The sequence below is a fragment of the Roseovarius azorensis genome (assembly GCF_900109455.1).
Lineage (GTDB): Bacteria > Pseudomonadota > Alphaproteobacteria > Rhodobacterales > Rhodobacteraceae > Roseovarius > Roseovarius azorensis.
The window spans coordinates 45,674-65,044 of the sequence record NZ_FOAG01000016.1 but is presented as its reverse complement, the minus strand read 5'-3'; the positions used below and the strand labels follow the sequence as shown (position 1 = coordinate 65,044).

General features: G+C 62.4%; 15 protein-coding genes and 1 tRNA gene. All 16 read left to right on the top strand.

Translation table 11 applies throughout. The features are described 5' to 3' along the window. Nucleotides 1–129, top strand: a 129-nt coding sequence (locus BSG08_RS17465; RefSeq protein WP_483880127.1) for an EF-Tu C-terminal domain-related protein, incomplete at its 5' end; no start/stop codon positions are given. 84 nt (nt 130–213) lie between these two features. Next, nucleotides 214–2,052: an ABC transporter ATP-binding protein gene (locus BSG08_RS17460; RefSeq protein WP_139274590.1), complete on the top strand. Its 1,839-nt coding sequence runs from the start codon at nt 214–216 to the stop codon at nt 2,050–2,052. A gap of 246 nt (nt 2,053–2,298) precedes the next feature. Beyond that, nucleotides 2,299–3,159: an HTD2 family dehydratase gene (locus BSG08_RS17455; RefSeq protein ID WP_245770737.1), complete on the top strand. Its 861-nt coding sequence runs from the start codon at nt 2,299–2,301 to the stop codon at nt 3,157–3,159. Continuing rightward, a complete protein-coding gene (locus BSG08_RS17450) occupies nt 3,156–4,394 on the top strand; it encodes a CoA transferase (RefSeq protein ID WP_093039132.1) in 1,239 nt (412 codons plus the stop codon). Before BSG08_RS17455 ends, BSG08_RS17450 begins: the two co-directional genes overlap by 4 nt. A 108-nt stretch (nt 4,395–4,502) precedes the next feature. Then, nucleotides 4,503–4,578 (top strand) — tRNA-Trp (locus tag BSG08_RS17445). A 98-nt stretch (nt 4,579–4,676) separates the two neighbouring features. Continuing rightward, the gene (locus BSG08_RS17440) at nt 4,677–5,381 is read left to right on the top strand and encodes an FkbM family methyltransferase (protein ID WP_093039131.1); all 705 of its coding nucleotides are present in this window, start codon (nt 4,677–4,679) and stop codon (nt 5,379–5,381) included. A 210-nt stretch (nt 5,382–5,591) separates the two neighbouring features. Continuing rightward, nucleotides 5,592–6,122 carry a DUF1129 domain-containing protein gene (locus tag BSG08_RS17435; protein WP_093039130.1) on the top strand — a complete coding sequence of 177 codons (531 nt, stop codon included), beginning with the start codon at nt 5,592–5,594 and terminating at the stop codon, nt 6,120–6,122. A gap of 107 nt (nt 6,123–6,229) precedes the next feature. Next, a complete protein-coding gene (gene secE, locus BSG08_RS17430; protein WP_093039129.1) occupies nt 6,230–6,427 on the top strand; it encodes a preprotein translocase subunit SecE in 198 nt (65 codons plus the stop codon). 191 nt (nt 6,428–6,618) lie between these two features. Further along, nucleotides 6,619–7,152 (top strand): transcription termination/antitermination protein NusG, encoded by a 534-nt coding sequence (gene nusG, locus BSG08_RS17425; RefSeq protein WP_093039128.1) that lies wholly within the window; start codon nt 6,619–6,621, stop codon nt 7,150–7,152. A 108-nt stretch (nt 7,153–7,260) separates the two neighbouring features. Beyond that, nucleotides 7,261–7,686, top strand: a complete 426-nt coding sequence (gene rplK / locus BSG08_RS17420) for a 50S ribosomal protein L11 (RefSeq protein ID WP_093039127.1) — start codon at nt 7,261–7,263, stop codon at nt 7,684–7,686. A 1-nt stretch (nt 7,687) separates the two neighbouring features. Then, nucleotides 7,688–8,386, top strand: a complete 699-nt coding sequence (gene rplA / locus BSG08_RS17415) for a 50S ribosomal protein L1 (protein ID WP_093039126.1) — start codon at nt 7,688–7,690, stop codon at nt 8,384–8,386. Nucleotides 8,387–8,637: 251 nt separating this feature from the next. Continuing rightward, nucleotides 8,638–9,156 carry a 50S ribosomal protein L10 gene (gene rplJ, locus BSG08_RS17410; RefSeq protein ID WP_093039125.1) on the top strand — a complete coding sequence of 173 codons (519 nt, stop codon included), beginning with the start codon at nt 8,638–8,640 and terminating at the stop codon, nt 9,154–9,156. A 73-nt stretch (nt 9,157–9,229) separates the two neighbouring features. Next, on the top strand, nt 9,230–9,613 hold the full coding sequence (gene rplL / locus BSG08_RS17405; protein ID WP_093039124.1) for a 50S ribosomal protein L7/L12: 384 nt from the start codon (nt 9,230–9,232) through the stop codon (nt 9,611–9,613). A 237-nt stretch (nt 9,614–9,850) separates the two neighbouring features. Continuing rightward, nucleotides 9,851–13,987, top strand: a complete 4,137-nt coding sequence (rpoB, locus tag BSG08_RS17400) for a DNA-directed RNA polymerase subunit beta (protein ID WP_093039123.1) — start codon at nt 9,851–9,853, stop codon at nt 13,985–13,987. A 92-nt stretch (nt 13,988–14,079) separates the two neighbouring features. Then, complete coding sequence (gene rpoC, locus BSG08_RS17395) at nt 14,080–18,327, top strand: DNA-directed RNA polymerase subunit beta' (protein WP_093039122.1); 4,248 nt, start codon at nt 14,080–14,082, stop codon at nt 18,325–18,327. 306 nt (nt 18,328–18,633) lie between these two features. Further along, nucleotides 18,634–19,272 (top strand): 2-hydroxychromene-2-carboxylate isomerase, encoded by a 639-nt coding sequence (locus BSG08_RS17390; protein WP_093039121.1) that lies wholly within the window; start codon nt 18,634–18,636, stop codon nt 19,270–19,272. Nucleotides 19,273–19,371 lie beyond the last annotated feature (99 nt).

The following is a 19,371-nucleotide window of genomic DNA, read 5'->3' as shown; positions in this document are numbered from 1 at the left end:
CCTGGCGACAACCTCAAGTTCGAGGTCGAGCTGATCGCGCCGATCGCCATGGAAGACGGCTTGCGCTTCGCCATCCGCGAGGGCGGCCGCACCGTCGGCGCCGGCGTCGTGTCGAAGATCATCGAGTAAACGTCTGATCCGCTTCGAGATTCGAGGGGCGTGCGGGTCACGGCGCGCCCCTTTTCTTATTTCGGAGCCGGAATCTTGAGAAAACTGTTTACCTATTTCGAAGCGCGCATAGATCCCTATCCCTCGCCGGAGCCTGAACAGCCGCCCGCGCGGCTCTGGGCCTTTCTGTGGCATTATGCGCGGCCACTGACGCCGTGGCTGGTTACGATGTCGCTGATCTCAGCGGTGTTCGCGGCTGTCGAGATCGTCCTGCTGGGCTATCTGGGCACGCTGGTCAACCGCATGGCGGAACTTGGCCCCGAGCGATTCCTGCCCGAAGAGGCTGCGCGCCTTGGTGGCATGGCCGTCCTGCTGCTGGTGGTGCTGCCCGCGCTCAGCGTGACCGGCGCGCTGATCATGTATCAGGGCCTGATGGGCAATTTCCCGCAGCGCATCCGTTGGCAGGGGCATCGCTGGCTTTTGGGTCAGTCGCTGGGCTATTTTCAGGAGGAATTCGCGGGCCGCATCGCGACGCGGCTGATGCAGACCGCGCTTGCCGTACGCGAGACGGTGATGAAGCTGATGGATGTGGCGGTCTATATCCTTGCCTATTTCATCGGGGCACTGGCGCTGGCCGCGGCACAGGATATCCGCCTTGCCCTGCCGTTCGCGCTATGGGCGCTGGGCTATGGCGCCTTGCTCCTGATTATCGTGCCGCGTCTCGGGCGGGTGGCGCAGGCGCAGGCCAATGCCCGCGCCGACATGACGGGGCGGATCGTCGACAGCTACACCAACATCGCCACGGTCAAGCTGTTCAGCCATGCCGCGCGTGAAGAGGCCTATGCGCGCGCCGGTCTGGACGGATTCCTGCAGACCGTGCATCGCCAGATGCGGTTGGTGGCGACGCAGGATATTTCGGTCAATCTGCTCAATGTGCTGCTGACCGGCGCGGTCACGGCGCTGGGTCTGTGGCTGTGGCTTGGGGGGCGGATTGATCTGGGCGCATTGGCGGTGGCGATTCCGCTGGCGCTCCGGCTGGGGAACATGTCGCACTGGATCATGTGGGAATTCGCCGCGCTCTTCGAGAATGTCGGCACGGTTCGCGACGGGCTTTCGACGCTGTCGCTGCCGCGCGCTGTGCAGGATGTGCCAAAGGCCCGGCCCCTGACGGTGACAAGAGGCGAGGTGCGGTTCGAGACTGTCCGCTTTGTCTATGCCGGGGCAGGCGAGCAGAGACCGGCGGTGATCGACGGCCTCGATCTGACGCTAGCGCCGGGCGAGAAGGTCGGGCTTGTCGGGCGCTCGGGGGCCGGGAAGTCGACATTGGTCAATCTGCTGCTGCGGTTCTACGATCTGAGTTCGGGACGTATCCTGATCGACGGTCAGGATATTTCGCAGGTCAATCAGCAAAGCCTGCGGGCCGCCATCGGCGTGGTGACGCAGGACACGGCGCTGTTGCACCGCTCGGTGCGCGACAACATCGCCTATGGTCGCCCCGGCGCCTCCGAGGCGGAGGTTCTGGCCGCCGCCGATCTGGCCGAAGCGCGCGAGTTCATTGCCGGGCTGGAGGATGCAAAGGGCCGTCGCGGCCTCGCCGCGCACGTGGGCGAGCGGGGCGTCAAGCTCTCGGGTGGGCAGCGGCAACGGATCGCGATCGCGCGCGCGGCACTCAAGGATGCGCCGATCCTGGTGCTGGACGAGGCGACATCGGCGCTCGACTCAGAGGTTGAGGCGGCCATTCAGACGCAACTCTATCGCCTCATGCAGGGCAAGACGGTGATCGCCATTGCACACCGCCTCTCGACCATCGCGGCGATGGACCGGCTGGTGGTGATGGATGCGGGGCGCATCGTCGAACAAGGCGCGCATGACGCGCTGCTGGCGCAGGGCGGGCTGTACGCACGGCTCTGGGCGCGGCAATCGGGCGGGTTCCTGATCGAGTGAGTAGGCTGCGCCGCTCTGGGGCAATCTGCCGCGCCTGTTTTCCGGGAACGAGACAGGGATTGCATGCGCAGCGCGCGCGGCGGCCCAGAGGGCGCGCGCGCTGGTTTTCCATGAAAATCTGGATCGCTGACGGCGGCTGCGCCCGCAGCATCGGAATTGCATGCAATGGTATTCAATTAAGCTATTGATATCTTGACTTTTTTCGAGATCGCGGCAGGCTGGGTCATGACGCGGGGAGGCGTTGGAATGGACTGGCTCAACATCGCAAGCTGGATCGGTCGCAGCGAGACGCAGGTGAGCTGTATCTCGGTTCAGCAGGCTGCGCAAATCCATGCGACCCTGGGCACGGCGCAGATGCCGCCGCCGGGCCAAGGCGATCCGATGCCGCCGCTTTGGCACTGGTGCGCCTTCGTGCCGACAGTGCCGACGGATGATCTGGCTCGCGACGGGCACCCCAGGCTGGGTGGCTTCCTGCCGCCGGTCCCGTTGCAGCGACGGATGTGGGCCAGCGCCAGCCTGCGGTTTCTGCGCCCTCTGCATGTGGGCGAGAGGCTGACCCGTCACTCCACCATCCGTAACCTGCAGGAAAAGGCGGGCGCTTCGGGCCCGCTGGTTCTGGTCACGCTCGCGCATGAGTTGCATGGTGAGGACGGGCTGGCAATCGAGGAAGAGCAGAACATCGTCTATCTCGACATTCCCGCCACGTTCAGCCCGCCGCGCAAGCAGTCGATGCCGGAGACACCGCTCTTGCATGATACGCGGACGGCGAGCGAAGTGCTGCTCTTTCGCTACTCGGCGCTGACCTTCAACGCGCATCGCATCCATATCGACCTATCCTATGCACAACAGGTCGAGCGTTATCCCGGCCTTGTGGTGCATGGGCCGTTGCAGGCCACCTGGCTCATGCAGCTGGCCCATAAGGTGCGGGGCCGCTGGCCCACGGGGTTCGATTTTCGCGGCGTTCATCCGATGCTGCTGGTCAGCGGCGAAAGCCCGCAGATCGACCTCATGGCAACCGGGGGCGAAGGCGGCGCTCTGACGCTCTTCGCCGGGCAGGCGGGGCATCAATGCACACAGGCCAAGGCGACCTGGGAGGGCAAGCAATGAGTGGAATTCTAAAAGGTATGCGGGTAGTCGAAGGATCGGCCTTTGTCGCAGTGCCGCTGGCGGGGATGACCCTGGCACAGATGGGGGCAGAGGTGATCCGGTTCGACCGCATCGGCGGTGGGCTTGATGCCGGACGCTGGCCGCTGGCGCCCTCGGGGCAGAGCCTGTTCTGGGCTGGGCTGAACAAGGGCAAGAAATCCATCGCCGTGGACATGAGCCGTCCGGAGGGGCGGGAGTTGATCACCCGGATCGTGACGGCTCCGGGCGAGGATGCGGGGCTTTTCCTGACCAATCTGCGGGTGCGGGGCTGGATGGACTATGACACCCTGAAACAACGCCGCGAGGATCTGATCATGGTCACGCTGATGGGTGACCGCCACGGTCGCCCGGCGGTGGATTACACGGTCAATCCGGCACTTGGCATCCCCGAGATGACCGGCCCTGAGGGTTGGCCAGAGCCGGTGGCGCATGCGCTGCCCGCCTGGGATCTGGTGGCGGGGCAACTGGTGGTGTCCTCGCTTCTGGCGGCGGAACGCGAGCGTCTGCGCCGGGGCAGGGGGCAGGAGGTGGAACTGTCGCTCAAGGATGTGGCGGCGGCGGCGATCGGCCACCTGGGGCTGATCGGCGATGCGGTGGTGAACGAGGCCGAGCGCGGCAAGTCCGGCAATGCGCTTTATGGGGCCTACGGGCAGGATTTTCTCTGCGCCTGCGGGCGGCGGGTGATGGTGATCGGCCTCACGCACCGGCAGTGGCGAGGGCTGGTCAAGGCCACGGACAGCGCTGCGGCAATGGCGGATCTGGCGGCGCGCAGCGGGCGCGACTTGAACGACGAGGGCGTGCGGTGGGAATTGCGGCACGACATCACGGCAATCCTGCGCCCCTGGTTCGCGGCGCGCACGGTGGCGGATTTCGCGGGAGATTTCGACGCGGTCGGCCTCACCTGGTCAGTGTTCCGCTCGGTGCGCGAGGCGCTGGCCGAAGACCCGGACCTGAGCGAGGACAACCCGATGTTCCGCCTGCTGGATCAGCCCGGTCTGGGCCGGTTTCCGGTGCCAGGGCATCCGGCGGTATTCTCCGGGCATCACCGGCAGGATCCGCAATCCGCCCCGCGGCTGGGGGCGCATACCGAAGAAATACTTGGCGATGTGCTGGGCCTTGGCGATGCCGAGATCGCCCGGTTGTTCGACAGCGGTGTCGTGCAAGGTCCGGGCCGCGCCGCGCGTCGGGCGGCCTGAGCGGGCATCTCGGGCTGGCGGGTCGGGATATTTGCCGCCCGCGCCGCCGAAATCGTCCGAGAGCGCTTGATTCCCGTGCCAAGCTGGCGTAATCCCACCTTCGGCCACAGGGGTATAGCTCAGCTGGTAGAGCGACGGTCTCCAAAACCGTAGGTCGCGGGTTCGAGCCCTGCTGCCCCTGCCATTTTCCAGATAGCGTCAGAGACGGGCCGAGCCGCGTGCATCTTGTGTGCCGAGGGATGGCCGGATAGTGTCGTCCGACTGGATTTGACAGGGGATTTCATGAAAAGCCTTCTGAAAAGGGCGGTCCCCGCCTCGTGGCGGCGACAGGTGCATGAAACAAAGCGTACGCATATGCTGGCGGCCCTGAAACGTATCACGGGGCGCGGTCTGAACGTCGGCACGGTGATCGACGTGGGTGCCTCTGACGGGCGGTGGTCGGCGCAGGCGATGGATTACATCCCGGACGCGCAATACGTTCTGGTCGAGGCCAATCCGCATCACGAACCCGCGCTTGAGGTGTTTTGCCGTAACCACCCGCGCAGCCGATTTGTTCTGGCGGCGGCCAGCAACAAGGCGCAGAAACTCCGATTCAACGCGGACGACCCGTTCGGCGGCAAGGCCGAACCCGGAGAGGATCAGGCGGCAATCGAGGTCGATGCGGTGCGGCTTGATGACATCACGCAACCGGGCGAGGGTCCGTTCCTGGTCAAGCTCGATACGCATGGCTACGAGGTGCCGATTCTGGAAGGGGCTGGGCGCTGTCTGTCAGAGGCGGCGCTGGTCATCATCGAGACCTACGGATTCCGAATCGCGCCCGAGGCGCTGCTGTTTCACGAGATGGTCGCCTATATGCGCGAGCGCGGTTTTGGCGTGGTTGACATTTCCGATCCGCTCTGGCGGCCCGGGGACGGCTGTTTCTGGCAGATGGATCTATATTTCCAGCCGCTCACGCGACCCGAATTCCAGCGCATGACCTATTTTTAGCGGCGCTGCGTCGTCTGACATTACAGCAGCAGGTTGCATCCAAAATTGGCCTTAAATGTGGTTAAAATGGGACATGTCGTGATTTTGACGTGTCTTTGCCATCATTTTGCCTTAATTGCGCCGCATCCTTAACACTAATCGGTCTGGTGATCTGGGGGAGATTATCGCCGATCCGCGTGGGGGCGTGGGTGTTAGAGAGTTTGTGCCACTATGGAAACGTATTTTTCGCGGGGCCAGAACCCGCAGGTTTTTTTATCACATGACGATACGGAATTTGAAGGTCATCCACCAGTTGATGCTGCATCGACAGAAATTGCGGTTGAAAACGCAAAGCAGACGATCCGCGAAATTCTGACCGAGGAACGGCGCAAGGCCAGTCGGCGCGCGCTGCCGGAGCTTGCGCCGCAGGTATCCGAGGACTACCTTGAACCGCTGTCGGGTCAGGTCTGGGACCGCCATCGTTCAGGGGGCAGGCACCGCTTCGACGATCTATTGAACCGTTTGAAGGGTTTTCGTCCGGGCACATGGCATCTGTTCTGGGCAATCGCCTTTGTGCTGGTGCTTTGGCAGCCGGTGATCGTGCTGGTTACGCTGTTCATCGGCTTCTGGCTTGTCCTGATTGGGCATGTGATCTTTGGCGATGCGCGGGTGCGGCGGCTGTGCGATGCGGCGCTCGCTCTTGTGCCCCGCCGCTGGATGCCGCGGCGAAACGGATATGATGCGGACCGTATGCGCCATTGACGACGGTGCGCGGCTGCGGATAACAGGGCAGTTGATCGTCTGCCCTTGAACTCGCGAGCCGGGCCGCGTATGTGCGCATCATGGCGAGATAAGAGAAGACAGCGCAGATGGCACATACGAATCCGCTCCAGTTCATTCAGCAGGTCCGCTCGGAAGTGGCCAAGGTGGTCTGGCCCACCCGTCGCGAGGTGCTGCTGACCACGGTGATGGTTTTCATCATGGCCACGATCACCGCTATTTTCTTTGCGCTGATTGATCTGGCGATCCGTGGCGGGCTTCAGGCGGTGCTGGGATTGTTTGGCTGAGCCGGCACAAAATCGCGGACTGACCCTTGAAATCGCAGTCAATCAAAGGTAGTTGACACCACACTTCGGAATATGGCGCGCGGCGATTCGGGTTGCGCGCCGATTTTTGTTTCAGAGGGTTCAGGCCCAAGCGTCTGAAACATGACGGAAATTCCGGCCCCGCGCCGGTAAGAACAAAGGCAAAGGTCAGTATGGCAAAGCGGTGGTACTCGGTCAGCGTTCTCTCGAATTTCGAGAAGAAGATAGCCGAGCAGATCAGGGCATCGGTCGCCGAACAGGGTCTCGAGAATGAGATCGACGAGGTTCTGGTGCCCACCGAAGAGGTGATCGAGATCCGCCGCGGCAAGAAGGTGACCGCAGAGCGCCGTTTCATGCCGGGCTATGTGCTGGTGCATATGGAAATGTCGGACAGGGGCTATCACCTGATAAACTCGATCAATCGGGTGACCGGGTTTCTCGGGCCGCAGGGCCGTCCGATGCCGATGCGCGATGCCGAGGTGAACGCGATCCTGAACCGCGTGCAGGAGGGCGAGGAAAGCCCGCGCACCCTGATTCATTTCGAGATCGGCGAAAAGGTCAAGGTCAACGACGGCCCGTTCGAGGATTTCGATGGCATGGTCGAGGAAGTGGACGAGGACAACCAGCGCCTCAAGGTGTCGGTGTCGATCTTTGGCCGGGAAACCCCGGTCGAACTGGAATTCACACAGGTCAGCAAACAGGCCTGATGATGTGAGCCGTGGGAGGCGAGGCGACCGCGGTCGCCGGACCGGACCACACAACAAGAGAGCCAGAGGGGCGCGCCCCGAAGGTGTTGGAAGCAAAGGAGAGGCCGGATGGCCAAGAAACTTATCGGGACGCTCAAGCTGCAGGTGAAAGCCGGGCAAGCCAATCCCAGCCCGCCCGTCGGCCCCGCACTGGGCCAGCGCGGCATCAACATCATGGAATTCTGCAAGGCGTTCAACGCCAGAACCGCAGACATGGAGCCGGGCGCGCCCTGCCCGGTGGTGATTTCCTATTATCAGGACAAATCCTTTGATCTGGAGATCAAGACGCCGCCCGCGTCCTATTTTCTGAAAAAGGCCGCCAAGCTGCAGTCGGGGGCGAAAACCCCGGGTCGCTCCACCGCTGGCACAGTCACCACCAAGCAGGTGCGCGAGATCGCCGAAGCCAAGTGGAAAGATCTGAACGCGAACGATATCGACGCCGCCATGCAGATCATTCTGGGCAGCGCGCGTTCCATGGGCATCGAGGTGAAGTAAGATGGCAAAGCTTGGAAAACGGACCCGCACCCTGCGCGAAGCCTTTGCTGGCAAGGACAATCTCAGCGTCGAGGACGCAATTGCCCTGATCAAAGGCAATGCCACCGCGAAATTCGACGAGACCGTCGAGATTTCGATGAATCTCGGCGTCGATCCGCGTCACGCAGACCAGATGGTCCGCGGCGTTGTAGGTCTGCCCAACGGCACCGGCAAGACCGTGCGCGTCGCAGTCTTTGCCCGCGGTGCCAAGGCCGATGAGGCGCAGGCCGCAGGGGCCGACATTGTCGGCGCCGAGGATCTGATGGAAATCGTGCAGGGCGGCAAGATCGAATTCGACCGATGCATCGCCACGCCCGACATGATGCCCGTAGTGGGCCGTCTGGGCAAGGTGCTGGGCCCGCGCAACCTGATGCCGAACCCCAAGGTGGGTACGGTGACGATGGATGTGGCGCAGGCCGTCAAGAACGCCAAAGGCGGCGAAGTGCAGTTCAAGGCCGAAAAGGCCGGGGTCGTGCATGCCGGCGTCGGCAAGGCGTCGTTCGACGCGGCCAAGCTGGCCGAGAACGTCCGCGCCTTCGTGTCGGCCGTGCAAAAGGCCAAACCCGCCGGTGCCAAGGGCACCTATGTCAAGAAGATCTCGCTATCGTCCACAATGGGCGCGGGCGTGTCGGTCGACATCAACAGCGCGGTCACCGAATAAGAATTTGCTCCGGGCCACGGTCCGGGGCGAATAGGCGGGGCCTCAATCCGGCCCTGTCCTGTCCGAGACGGAGGGTTCAGGCGGTCGCCTGAATAATTCCTTCCTGAGATGGGGAACGAGATGAGATTTCCGGCGCGGGCGACCGCACTCGGGTGATCTTGGCCTCGGGACCCTTGTTTTGGACCCGAACGCCGCCCCGTCGGGGTGGCAGAACTGAGCCGGGGGGAGACCCCCAAATTTGGAGTAAAACTGTGGATAGAGCCCAGAAAGAGAAAGTGGTCGAGGAACTCGGCCAGATCTTTGAAAGCTCTGGCGTTGTAGTGGTGGCCCACTACACGGGTCTTACAGTTGCCGAAATGCAGGATTTGCGTGCCCGCGCCCGTGCGGCAGAGGCATCAGTCCGCGTTGCCAAGAACAGGCTCGCCAAGATCGCCCTTGAGGGCAAGCCCTGCGCAAGCATTGCTGAATACCTCTCGGGCATGACCGTGCTCACCTATTCCGAGGACCCCGTGGCAGCAGCCAAGGTGGCCGAGGACTTTGCCAAGGTTAACAAGAAATACGAGATCCTTGGCGGGGCAATGGGAGACACGGCGCTGAACCGGGCCGGTGTCGAGGCCGTGTCGAAAATGCCTTCGCGTGACGAGCTTATTGCTTCGATCGTGGGCTGTATCGGCGCACCTGCTTCGAACATCGCCGGGGCAATTGGCGCACCTGCTTCGAACATCGCGGGCATCCTTTCGACCATCGTAGAAAAGGCCGAAGCCGCGTAAGGCAAACTGTAATATCCGCGTAGGGTTTACTTCCCGACGTTGGAACACATCTAGATAACGGAAAGAGTCACAAATGGCTGATCTGAAGAAACTGGCAGAAGAGATCGTTGGTCTGACGCTTCTCGAAGCACAAGAACTGAAAACCATCCTGAAAGACGAGTACGGCATCGAACCCGCCGCTGGCGGCGCGGTCATGATGGCCGGCCCCGCAGGCGGCGACGCCGGTGGCGCGGCTGCCGAAGAGCAGACCGAATTTGACGTGATCCTGAAATCGGCCGGTGCGTCGAAGATCAACGTCATCAAGGAGGTGCGCGCCATCACCGGTCTGGGGCTGAAAGAAGCCAAGGATCTGGTCGATGCCGGCGGCAAGGCCGTCAAGGAGCAGGTCTCGAAGGACGAAGCAGACGACATCAAGGCCAAGCTGGAAGCAGCTGGCGCCGAAGTCGAAATCAAGTAATCCACGCCGGGGAAACCCGGACAGGATTTTACGGCTGGACCCGGAATCCCGGGTCCGGCCAAACCTGTCTCAGAGAGGCCCTGCGGTGCCGGGGCTTTTCTCAGGCAAGGTTTACGTGATCGGGAGGCCGTCATTGGGACGACGGCCATGAATGGATCAAACCCTGCCCTCTCTGATGGCCGTGGCGCTGGACCCCGACAGCGCGCGACCGGTGAGAAATGAAAGGTGACATCGACCATGGCTCAGACCTTCCTCGGCCAGAAACGTTTGCGCAGATATTACGGCAAGATCCGCGAAGTGCTGGAAATGCCGAACCTCATCGAGGTGCAGAAATCCTCTTATGATCTCTTCCTGAAATCGGGCGACCAGCCTCAGCCGATGGACGGCGAGGGGATCAAGGGCGTATTCCAGTCGGTTTTCCCGATCAAGGATTTCAACGAGACTAGCGTGCTGGAATTCGTCAGCTACGATCTGGAGAAACCGAAATACGACGTCGAGGAATGCATGCAGCGCGACATGACCTATGCCGCGCCGCTCAAGGTCAAGCTGCGGCTGATCGTGTTCGATGTCGATGAGGATACCGGCGCGAAATCCGTCAAGGATATCAAGGAGCAGGACGTGTTCATGGGCGACATGCCCCTGATGACGCCCAACGGCACCTTTGTCGTCAACGGCACCGAGCGCGTGGTCGTCAGCCAGATGCACCGCAGCCCCGGCGTGTTCTTTGACCACGACAAGGGCAAGACCCATTCCTCGGGCAAGCTGCTCTTTACCTGCCGGATCATTCCCTATCGCGGCTCCTGGCTCGATTTCGAGTTCGACGCCAAGGACATCGTATTTGCCCGCATCGACCGTCGCCGTAAACTGCCGGTGACGACGCTGCTCTACGCGCTTGGTCTCGATCAGGAAGCGATCATGACGGCCTATTACGATACGGTCGAATACAAGCTGAAAAAGAAAAAGGGCTGGGTCACCAAGTTCTTCCCCGAGCGGGTGCGCGGCACCCGCCCGACCTATGATCTGATCGACGCGAAAACCGGCGAAGTGATCGCCGAGGCCGGCAAGAAGGTGACGCCGCGCGCGGTCAAGCAGATGATCGACGAGGGCAAGGTCAAGGAACTGTTGGTGCCGTTCGAGCATATCGTGGGCAAATTTGTCGCCCGCGACATCATCGACGAGGAAACCGGCGCGATCTATGTCGAGGCGGGCGACGAGCTGACACTGGAATATGGCAAGGATGGCGAGATTTCTGGCGGTACGTTGCAGGATCTGCTGGATGCCGGGATCATCGACATCCCGGTGCTCGACATCGACAACATCAATGTCGGCCCCTACATCCGCAACACCATGGCCGCCGACAAGAACATGAACCGCGAAAGCGCGCTCATGGATATCTACCGCGTGATGCGCCCCGGCGAGCCGCCCACCGAAGAGGCCTCTGCCGCGCTGTTCGAGACGCTGTTCTTTGACGCCGAGCGCTATGATCTCAGCGCCGTGGGCCGGGTCAAGATGAACATGCGGCTCGATCTGGACAAGCCGGACACGCAACGAACGCTGGACCGCGACGATATCGTGGCCTGCGTCAAGGCGTTGACGGAACTGCGCGACGGCAAGGGCGATATCGACGATATCGACCACCTCGGCAACCGCCGGGTGCGCTCGGTCGGCGAACTGATGGAGAACCAGTATCGCGTCGGTCTGCTGCGGATGGAGCGCGCGATCAAGGAACGCATGTCGAGCGTGGAAATCGACACGGTGATGCCGCAGGATCTGATCAACGCCAAACCGGCGGCGGCGGCGGTGCGCGAATTCTTTGGTTCCTCGCAGCTGTCGCAGTTCATGGACCAGACAAACCCGCTGTCCGAAGTCACCCACAAGCGCCGCCTCTCGGCGCTCGGGCCGGGCGGCCTCACGCGCGAGCGCGCAGGCTTCGAGGTGCGCGACGTTCACCCGACCCATTATGGCCGGATGTGCCCCATTGAAACGCCGGAAGGTCCGAACATCGGCCTGATCAACAGCCTCGCCACCTTTGCGCGGGTCAACAAATACGGCTTTATCGAGACCCCCTATCGCAAGGTGGTCAACGGCAAGGTGACGGATCAGGTGCAATACATGTCCGCCACCGAGGAAATGCGCCACACGGTCGCGCAGGCAAACGCCAAACTCGATGACAGCGGGCATTTCGTCAACGATCTGGTCTCAACCCGCCAGTCGGGCGAATACATGCTGGCCCCACGCGAGAGCGTGGATCTGATCGACGTGAGCCCGAAGCAGCTTGTCTCCGTGGCGGCCTCGCTCATTCCGTTCCTGGAAAATGACGACGCCAACCGCGCCCTCATGGGCTCGAACATGCAGCGCCAGGCGGTGCCGACGCTGCGCGCCGAGGCGCCGCTGGTGGGTACCGGGATCGAGGGCGTCGTGGCTCGCGATTCAGGCGCGGCCATCATGGCGCGCCGCGCCGGGGTGATCGACCAGGTCGATGCCGCGCGGATCGTGGTGCGCGCCACCGAGGATCTGGAAATCGGCGATCCGGGCGTGGACATCTACCGGATGCGCAAGTTCCAGCGCTCGAACCAGAACAGCTGTATCAACCAGCAACCGCTGGTCAAGGTGGGCGATACCGTGCAGAAAGGTGAGGTGATCGCCGACGGTCCCTGCACCGACATGGGCGAGCTGGCGCTTGGCAAGAACGTTATCACTGCCTTCATGCCGTGGAATGGCTACAACTACGAGGATTCGATCCTGATCTCGGAACGCATCGTGCGCGATGACGTGTTCACCTCGATCCATATCGAGGAATTCGAGGTGGCTGCTCGCGACACCAAACTGGGGCCCGAAGAGATCACCCGCGACATTCCCAACGTGGGCGAAGAGGCGCTGCGCAATCTCGACGAGGCGGGTATCGTCTATATCGGGGCAGATGTGCAGCCGGGCGATATCCTGGTGGGCAAGATCACCCCCAAGGGCGAAAGCCCGATGACACCGGAAGAGAAACTGCTGCGCGCGATTTTTGGCGAAAAGGCCAGCGACGTGCGCGACACCTCGCTGCGGGTGAAACCGGGTGACTATGGCACGGTCGTCGAGGTGCGCGTCTTCAACCGCCACGGGGTTGAAAAGGACGAGCGCGCCCTGCAGATCGAGCGTGAGGAAGTCGAACGTCTGGCGCGTGACCGGGATGACGAACTGGCGATTCTCGATCGCAACATCTATGCCCGCCTGCGGACGCTCATTCTGGGCAAGGTTGCGGTCAAGGGCCCGAAAGGCATCAAGCCGAATTCCGAGATCTCCGAGGATCTGCTTGCGACCCTGACCAGGGGCCAATGGTGGCAACTGGCACTCAAGGACGAGGCCGACGCGCAGATCGTCGAGGCGCTGCATGACCAGTACGAGGCGCAAAAGCGCACGCTGGATGCGCGGTTCGAGGACAAGGTCGAAAAGGTCCGCCGGGGCGATGATCTGCCACCGGGCGTGATGAAGATGGTCAAGGTCTTCATCGCCGTTAAACGCAAGCTGCAGCCGGGCGACAAGATGGCGGGGCGGCACGGCAACAAGGGTGTCATCTCCAAGGTGATCCCGATGGAGGACATGCCGTTCCTCGCCGATGGCACGCCAGTCGATATCTGTCTCAATCCGCTTGGCGTTCCCAGCCGGATGAACGTGGGCCAGATTCTGGAAACCCACATGGGTTGGGCGGCGCGCGCGCTGGGCCTCAGGATCGACGAGGCATTGCAGGAATACCGCCGCTCGGGCGATCTCACGCCGGTGCGCGAGGCGATGCGCATTGCCTATGGCGACGATGTCTACGCCGAGGGTATCGAGGGCATGGACGAGGAGACGCTGATCGAATCGGCCGGCACGGTGACACGCGGCGTGCCGATTGCCACCCCGGTTTTTGATGGGGCCAAGGAGCAGGACGTGAACGACGCGCTCCGGCGCGCGGGCTTTGACGAGAGCGGCCAGTCGGCGCTCTTTGACGGGCGCACCGGCGAGCAGTTCGCGCGGCCCGTGACCGTGGGCATCAAGTACCTGCTCAAGCTGCATCACTTGGTGGACGACAAGATCCACGCGCGCTCGACCGGGCCTTACAGCCTGGTGACACAGCAGCCTCTGGGCGGCAAGGCGCAGTTCGGCGGACAGCGGTTCGGGGAAATGGAGGTCTGGGCGCTTGAGGCCTATGGCGCCGCCTACACCCTGCAGGAGATGCTGACCGTCAAGTCAGACGACGTGGCAGGTCGCACCAAGGTCTACGAGTCGATCGTCAAGGGTGAGGACAATTTCGAAGCCGGCGTGCCGGAATCGTTCAACGTTCTCGTCAAAGAGGTCCGGGGCCTCGGCCTCAACATGGAACTCCTGGATGCGGAGGAGGATGAGTAAGCGCAACGCCGGGCCAAAGCCCGGCATGCGCCAACTCGGTAGGCCGGGCTTTGGCCCGGCATCCTCCACCGCCAGCCTCTAAGGATTTGAAAATGAACCAGGAACTCACAAACAACCCGTTCAACCCCGTGGCCCCCGCCAAGGTGTTTGACGAAATCAAGGTCAGCCTTGCCAGCCCGGAGCGTATTCTCAGCTGGTCCTACGGCGAGATCAAGAAGCCCGAGACGATCAACTACCGCACGTTCAAACCAGAGCGTGACGGGCTGTTCTGCGCGCGCATTTTTGGTCCGATCAAGGATTACGAATGCCTTTGCGGCAAATACAAGCGCATGAAATATCGCGGCGTCGTCTGCGAGAAATGCGGCGTCGAGGTAACCCTGCAAAAGGTTCGGCGCGAGCGTATGGGCCATATCGAACTGGCAGCCCCCTGCGCGCATATCTGGTTCCTGAAATCACTGCCCAGCCGCATCGGCCTCATGCTCGACATGACGCTGCGCGATCTAGAGCGGGTGCTCTATTTCGAGAATTACGTGGTGATCGAGCCGGGCCTTACCGATCTGAGCTATGGCCAGATGCTCAGCGAAGAAGAGTTCATGGATGCGCAGGATGCCTATGGCATCGACGCCTTTACCGCCAATATCGGCGCCGAGGCGATCCGTGAGATGCTCCAGAACATCGATCTCGAAGCCGAGGCCGACCGTCTGCGCGCCGATCTCAAGGAAGCCACCGGCGAGCTCAAGCCCAAGAAGATCATCAAGCGCCTGAAAGTGGTAGAGAGCTTCATCGATTCCGGCAACCGCCCGGAATGGATGGTGATGACCGTGCTGCCGGTCATTCCGCCCGAATTGCGCCCGCTGGTGCCGCTGGATGGCGGCCGGTTCGCCACCTCGGATCTCAATGATCTCTATCGCCGGGTAATCAACCGCAACAACCGTCTCAAGCGGCTGATCGAGCTGCGGGCGCCAGATATCATCGTGCGCAACGAAAAGCGGATGCTGCAGGAATCCGTCGATGCCCTCTTTGACAACGGCCGCCGTGGCCGGGTCATCACCGGCGCCAACAAGCGCCCGCTGAAATCGCTCTCGGACATGCTCAAGGGCAAGCAGGGCCGCTTTCGGCAGAACCTGTTGGGCAAGCGCGTCGATTTTTCGGGCCGTTCGGTCATCGTGACCGGACCGGAACTGAAGCTGCATCAATGCGGTCTGCCCAAGAAGATGGCGCTCGAACTGTTCAAGCCGTTCATCTACAGCCGTCTTGAGGCCAAGGGCCTGTCGAGCACGGTGAAGCAGGCCAAGAAACTGGTCGAAAAGGAACGCCCCGAGGTCTGGGACATCCTTGATGAGGTGATCCGCGAACATCCCGTGATGCTCAACCGTGCGCCGACACTGCACCGGCTGGGCATTCAGGCGTTCGAGCCGGTGCTGATCGAAGGCAAGGCGATCCAGCTGCATCCGCTGGTCTGCGCCGCTTTCAACGCCGACTTTGACGGCGACCAGATGGCCGTACACGTGCCGCTGAGCCTTGAGGCGCAGCTTGAGGCGCGCGTTCTGATGATGTCGACCAACAACGTCCTCAGCCCCGCCAACGGCGCACCGATCATCGTGCCCTCGCAGGACATGATCCTTGGCCTCTACTATGTCACGCTGATGCGTGCGGGCATGAAGGGCGAGGGGATGGTATTTTCCTCGATCAGCGAGGTTCAGCATGCGCTGGACGCGGGCGAGGTGCATCTGCATTCCAAGATCACCGTGCGCGTGCCGCAGATCGACGAAACCGGCAACGAGGTCATGGTGCGGGTCGAAACCACGCCGGGCCGGGCACGTCTGGGCGCGCTTCTGCCACAGAACGCCAAGGCGCCGTTCAGTCTTGTGAACCGCTTGCTGCGCAAGAAAGAGGTGCAGCAGGTCATCGACACCGTCTATCGCTACTGCGGCCAGAAAGAGAGTGTCATCTTCTGCGACCAGATCATGACGCTGGGCTTCCGCGAGGCGTTCAAGGCGGGCATCTCGTTCGGCAAGGACGATATGGTCATCCCTGACAACAAGTGGTCGATCGTCGAAGAGACCCGGGCGCAGGTCAAGGCCTTCGAACAGCAATACATGGATGGCCTGATTACCCAGGGCGAGAAATACAACAAGGTGGTCGATGCCTGGTCGAAATGCAACGACCAGGTGACCGAGGCGATGATGTCGACGATTTCCGCCGATATCCTCGACGAGAACGGGGCCGTGCAGGAACCCAACAGCGTCTACATGATGGCGCATTCGGGGGCGCGGGGTTCGGTCACGCAGATGAAACAGCTGGGTGGCATGCGGGGCCTCATGGCCAAGCCGAACGGCGATATCATCGAAACGCCGATCATCTCGAACTTCAAGGAGGGCCTGACCGTTCTTGAATATTTCAACTCGACCCACGGCGCCCGCAAGGGTCTGTCGGATACGGCCCTCAAGACCGCCAACTCGGGTTACCTGACCCGTCGTCTGGTGGATGTGGCTCAGGATTGCATCGTGCGCGAGCATGATTGCGGCACCGAGCGCGCGGTCATGGTCGAGGCGGCGGTCAACGACGGCGAAATCGTGGCATCTCTGGCAGAGCGCAGTCTTGGCCGCGTGGCGGCAGAGGATATCGTCGATCCGCTGACCGATACGGTCATCGTGACCAAGGGGCAACTGATCGACGAACGCATGGCCGACGCGCTGGAAGATGCGGCGGTGCAGACCGTGCGCCTGCGCTCGCCGCTGACCTGCGAGGCCGAGGATGGCGTTTGCGCCACCTGCTATGGCCGGGATCTGGCGCGTGGCACGATGGTCAATATCGGCGAGGCGGTGGGCATCATCGCCGCACAGTCGATCGGTGAGCCGGGCACGCAGTTGACGATGCGGACTTTCCACATCGGCGGCGTCGCGCAGGGCGGGCAGCAGTCCTTCCTTGAGGCGAGCCAGGAAGGCACGATCGCCTATGACCAGCCGCAGACGCTGGACAATGCGAATGGCGAAACCCTCGTGATGGGTCGCAACATGAAGCTGCGGATCATTGGCGACAAGGGCGTGGAACTGGCCAGCCACAAGGTCGGCTATGGTACCAAGCTCTTTGTCAAGGAGGGCGATAAGGTTGTTCGCGGCCAGAAGCTCTTTGAATGGGATCCCTACACCCTGCCGATCCTTGCCGAAAAAGCCGGAACCACGAAATTCGTGGATCTGGTCAGCGGCGTGTCGGTGCGTGACGTGACCGACGATGCCACCGGCATGACCCAGAAGATCGTGACCGACTGGCGCGCGGCACCGCGTGGCAACGAACTCAAGCCCGAGGTGTTCATCGTGGGCGAGGACGGCGAGCCGGTGCGCAACGATGCGGGCAATCCGGTGACCTATCCGATGTCGGTGGATGCGATCCTCTCGGTCGAAGAGGGCCAGGAGGTGCAGGCCGGCGACGTGGTTGCACGGATCCCGCGCGAGGGCGGCAAGACCAAGGACATCACCGGCGGTCTGCCGCGTGTGGCCGAACTGTTCGAGGCGCGCCGCCCCAAGGATCACGCGATCATCGCCGAAATCGACGGTCATGTGCGGTTCGGGCGCGACTACAAGAACAAGCGCCGCATCACCATCGAACCCACCGACGAGAGCCTGGAGCCGGTCGAATACATGGTGCCCAAGGGCAAGCATATTCCGGTGCAGGAAGGCGACTATGTCCAGAAGGGCGACTACATCATGGACGGCAATCCCGCGCCGCATGACATTCTCGCCATCATGGGGGTCGAGGCGCTGGCCAACTACATGATCGACGAGGTGCAGGAGGTCTACCGCCTGCAGGGCGTCAAGATCAACGACAAACATATCGAGGTCATTGTCCGCCAGATGCTGCAGAAATGGGAAATCCAGGACAGCGGTGACACGACGCTGCTCAAGGGCGAGCACGTGGACAAGATCGAGTTTGACGAGGCCAACGAAAAGGCCATCTCCAAGGGCGGTCGTCCGGCGCAGGGCGAACCGATCCTTCTGGGGATCACCAAGGCCAGCCTGCAGACGCGATCCTTTATATCGGCGGCGTCCTTCCAGGAAACCACCCGCGTCCTCACCGAGGCCTCGGTTCAGGGCAAGCGCGACAAGCTGGTGGGTCTCAAGGAAAACGTCATCGTCGGTCGTCTAATTCCGGCGGGCACGGGTGGTGCAACGCAGGACATGCGCCGCATCGCGCAGACGCGCGACAACATCGTGATCGAGGCCCGCAGGGAAGAGGCCGCCGCGGCGGCCGCGCTTGCGGCACCGGTCATGGATGATGACGTGGTCGGTGGTGACGAGTTCGACAACCTCGTCGATACGCCCGAGAGCCGGGAAGAGTAATCCCCAGCATGACGGATTGAAAGGCCCCGCCGATGGTGGGGCCTCAAAGCGTGGAGAAATCCTGCCCCCCGGAGCAGCCCCCGAAAGCCCGGGAAATGTTCCCGCTGCGATTCCGTTCCCTGAACGTAGCGTGAAGACGGGGTGGATTTCAGCGCCTGCTACCTTCGCCGGCAGTCTGATCCCGGCCTGCGCGGGGGCGACGACGGATCACTACAGGTGGCCGGCGTGTCGTGTCACGAGAACACCGTCTGTGCGGGGGTGAGGGGGCGCTTGCGGGACGGGCGCCGGGCGCATTAGGTTCGGGACATGACCGATATCGAGTATTTCTATTCCGCCCATTCCGCCTTTGCCTGGCTGGGCTCTGCGCGTCTGATGGAGATCTGCGCCGCGCATGGCGCGCGGCTGGTTCACAAGCCGATATACCTGTCGCCGGTGGTCGAGGCGGTGGGTGGCCTGTCCTTTGCCGGTCGCACGCAGGCGCATGTGGATTATTTCTTTGGCCGCGATATCGAGCATTGGGCCGAGTTTCGCGGAGTCGAGGTGATCCGCCACCGCCCGACGCATCACGACAATTCGCTCACGCTGCCCAATGGGGTGATCATCGCGGCACAAGAGGCGGGGCGGGGGGCGGATGCGCTGGCCCATGCCATCCTCGGCGCGCATTGGCGGGACGGTGCGGATATCGCCGACCCCGCCACCCTCGCGCCGCTGATCGCGGGCTGCGGGATTGATCCCGGTGGGCTGCTGGCTGCGGCGATGTCGGGGCCGGTGCAGGCCATCCACGACGCCAATACCGCCGAGGCGATCGCGCGGTCGGTCTTTGGCTCGCCCACCTATTTCGTCGGGGGCGATCCGTTCTATGGGCAGGACCGGCTCGATCTCGTGGAGCGAGCGTTGATGTGCCCCTTCTCGCCGTCCGGCTGGCGCAACCCGCTGGTGGGCTGATCGCTTGGCCCTTGATCCCGACGCGTCGGGCGTCTATACGCCCCCGGTGGCCATGTGGCCCGACTCAACCAGACACGCCGCGTTCGGCCGCTCCCGTCG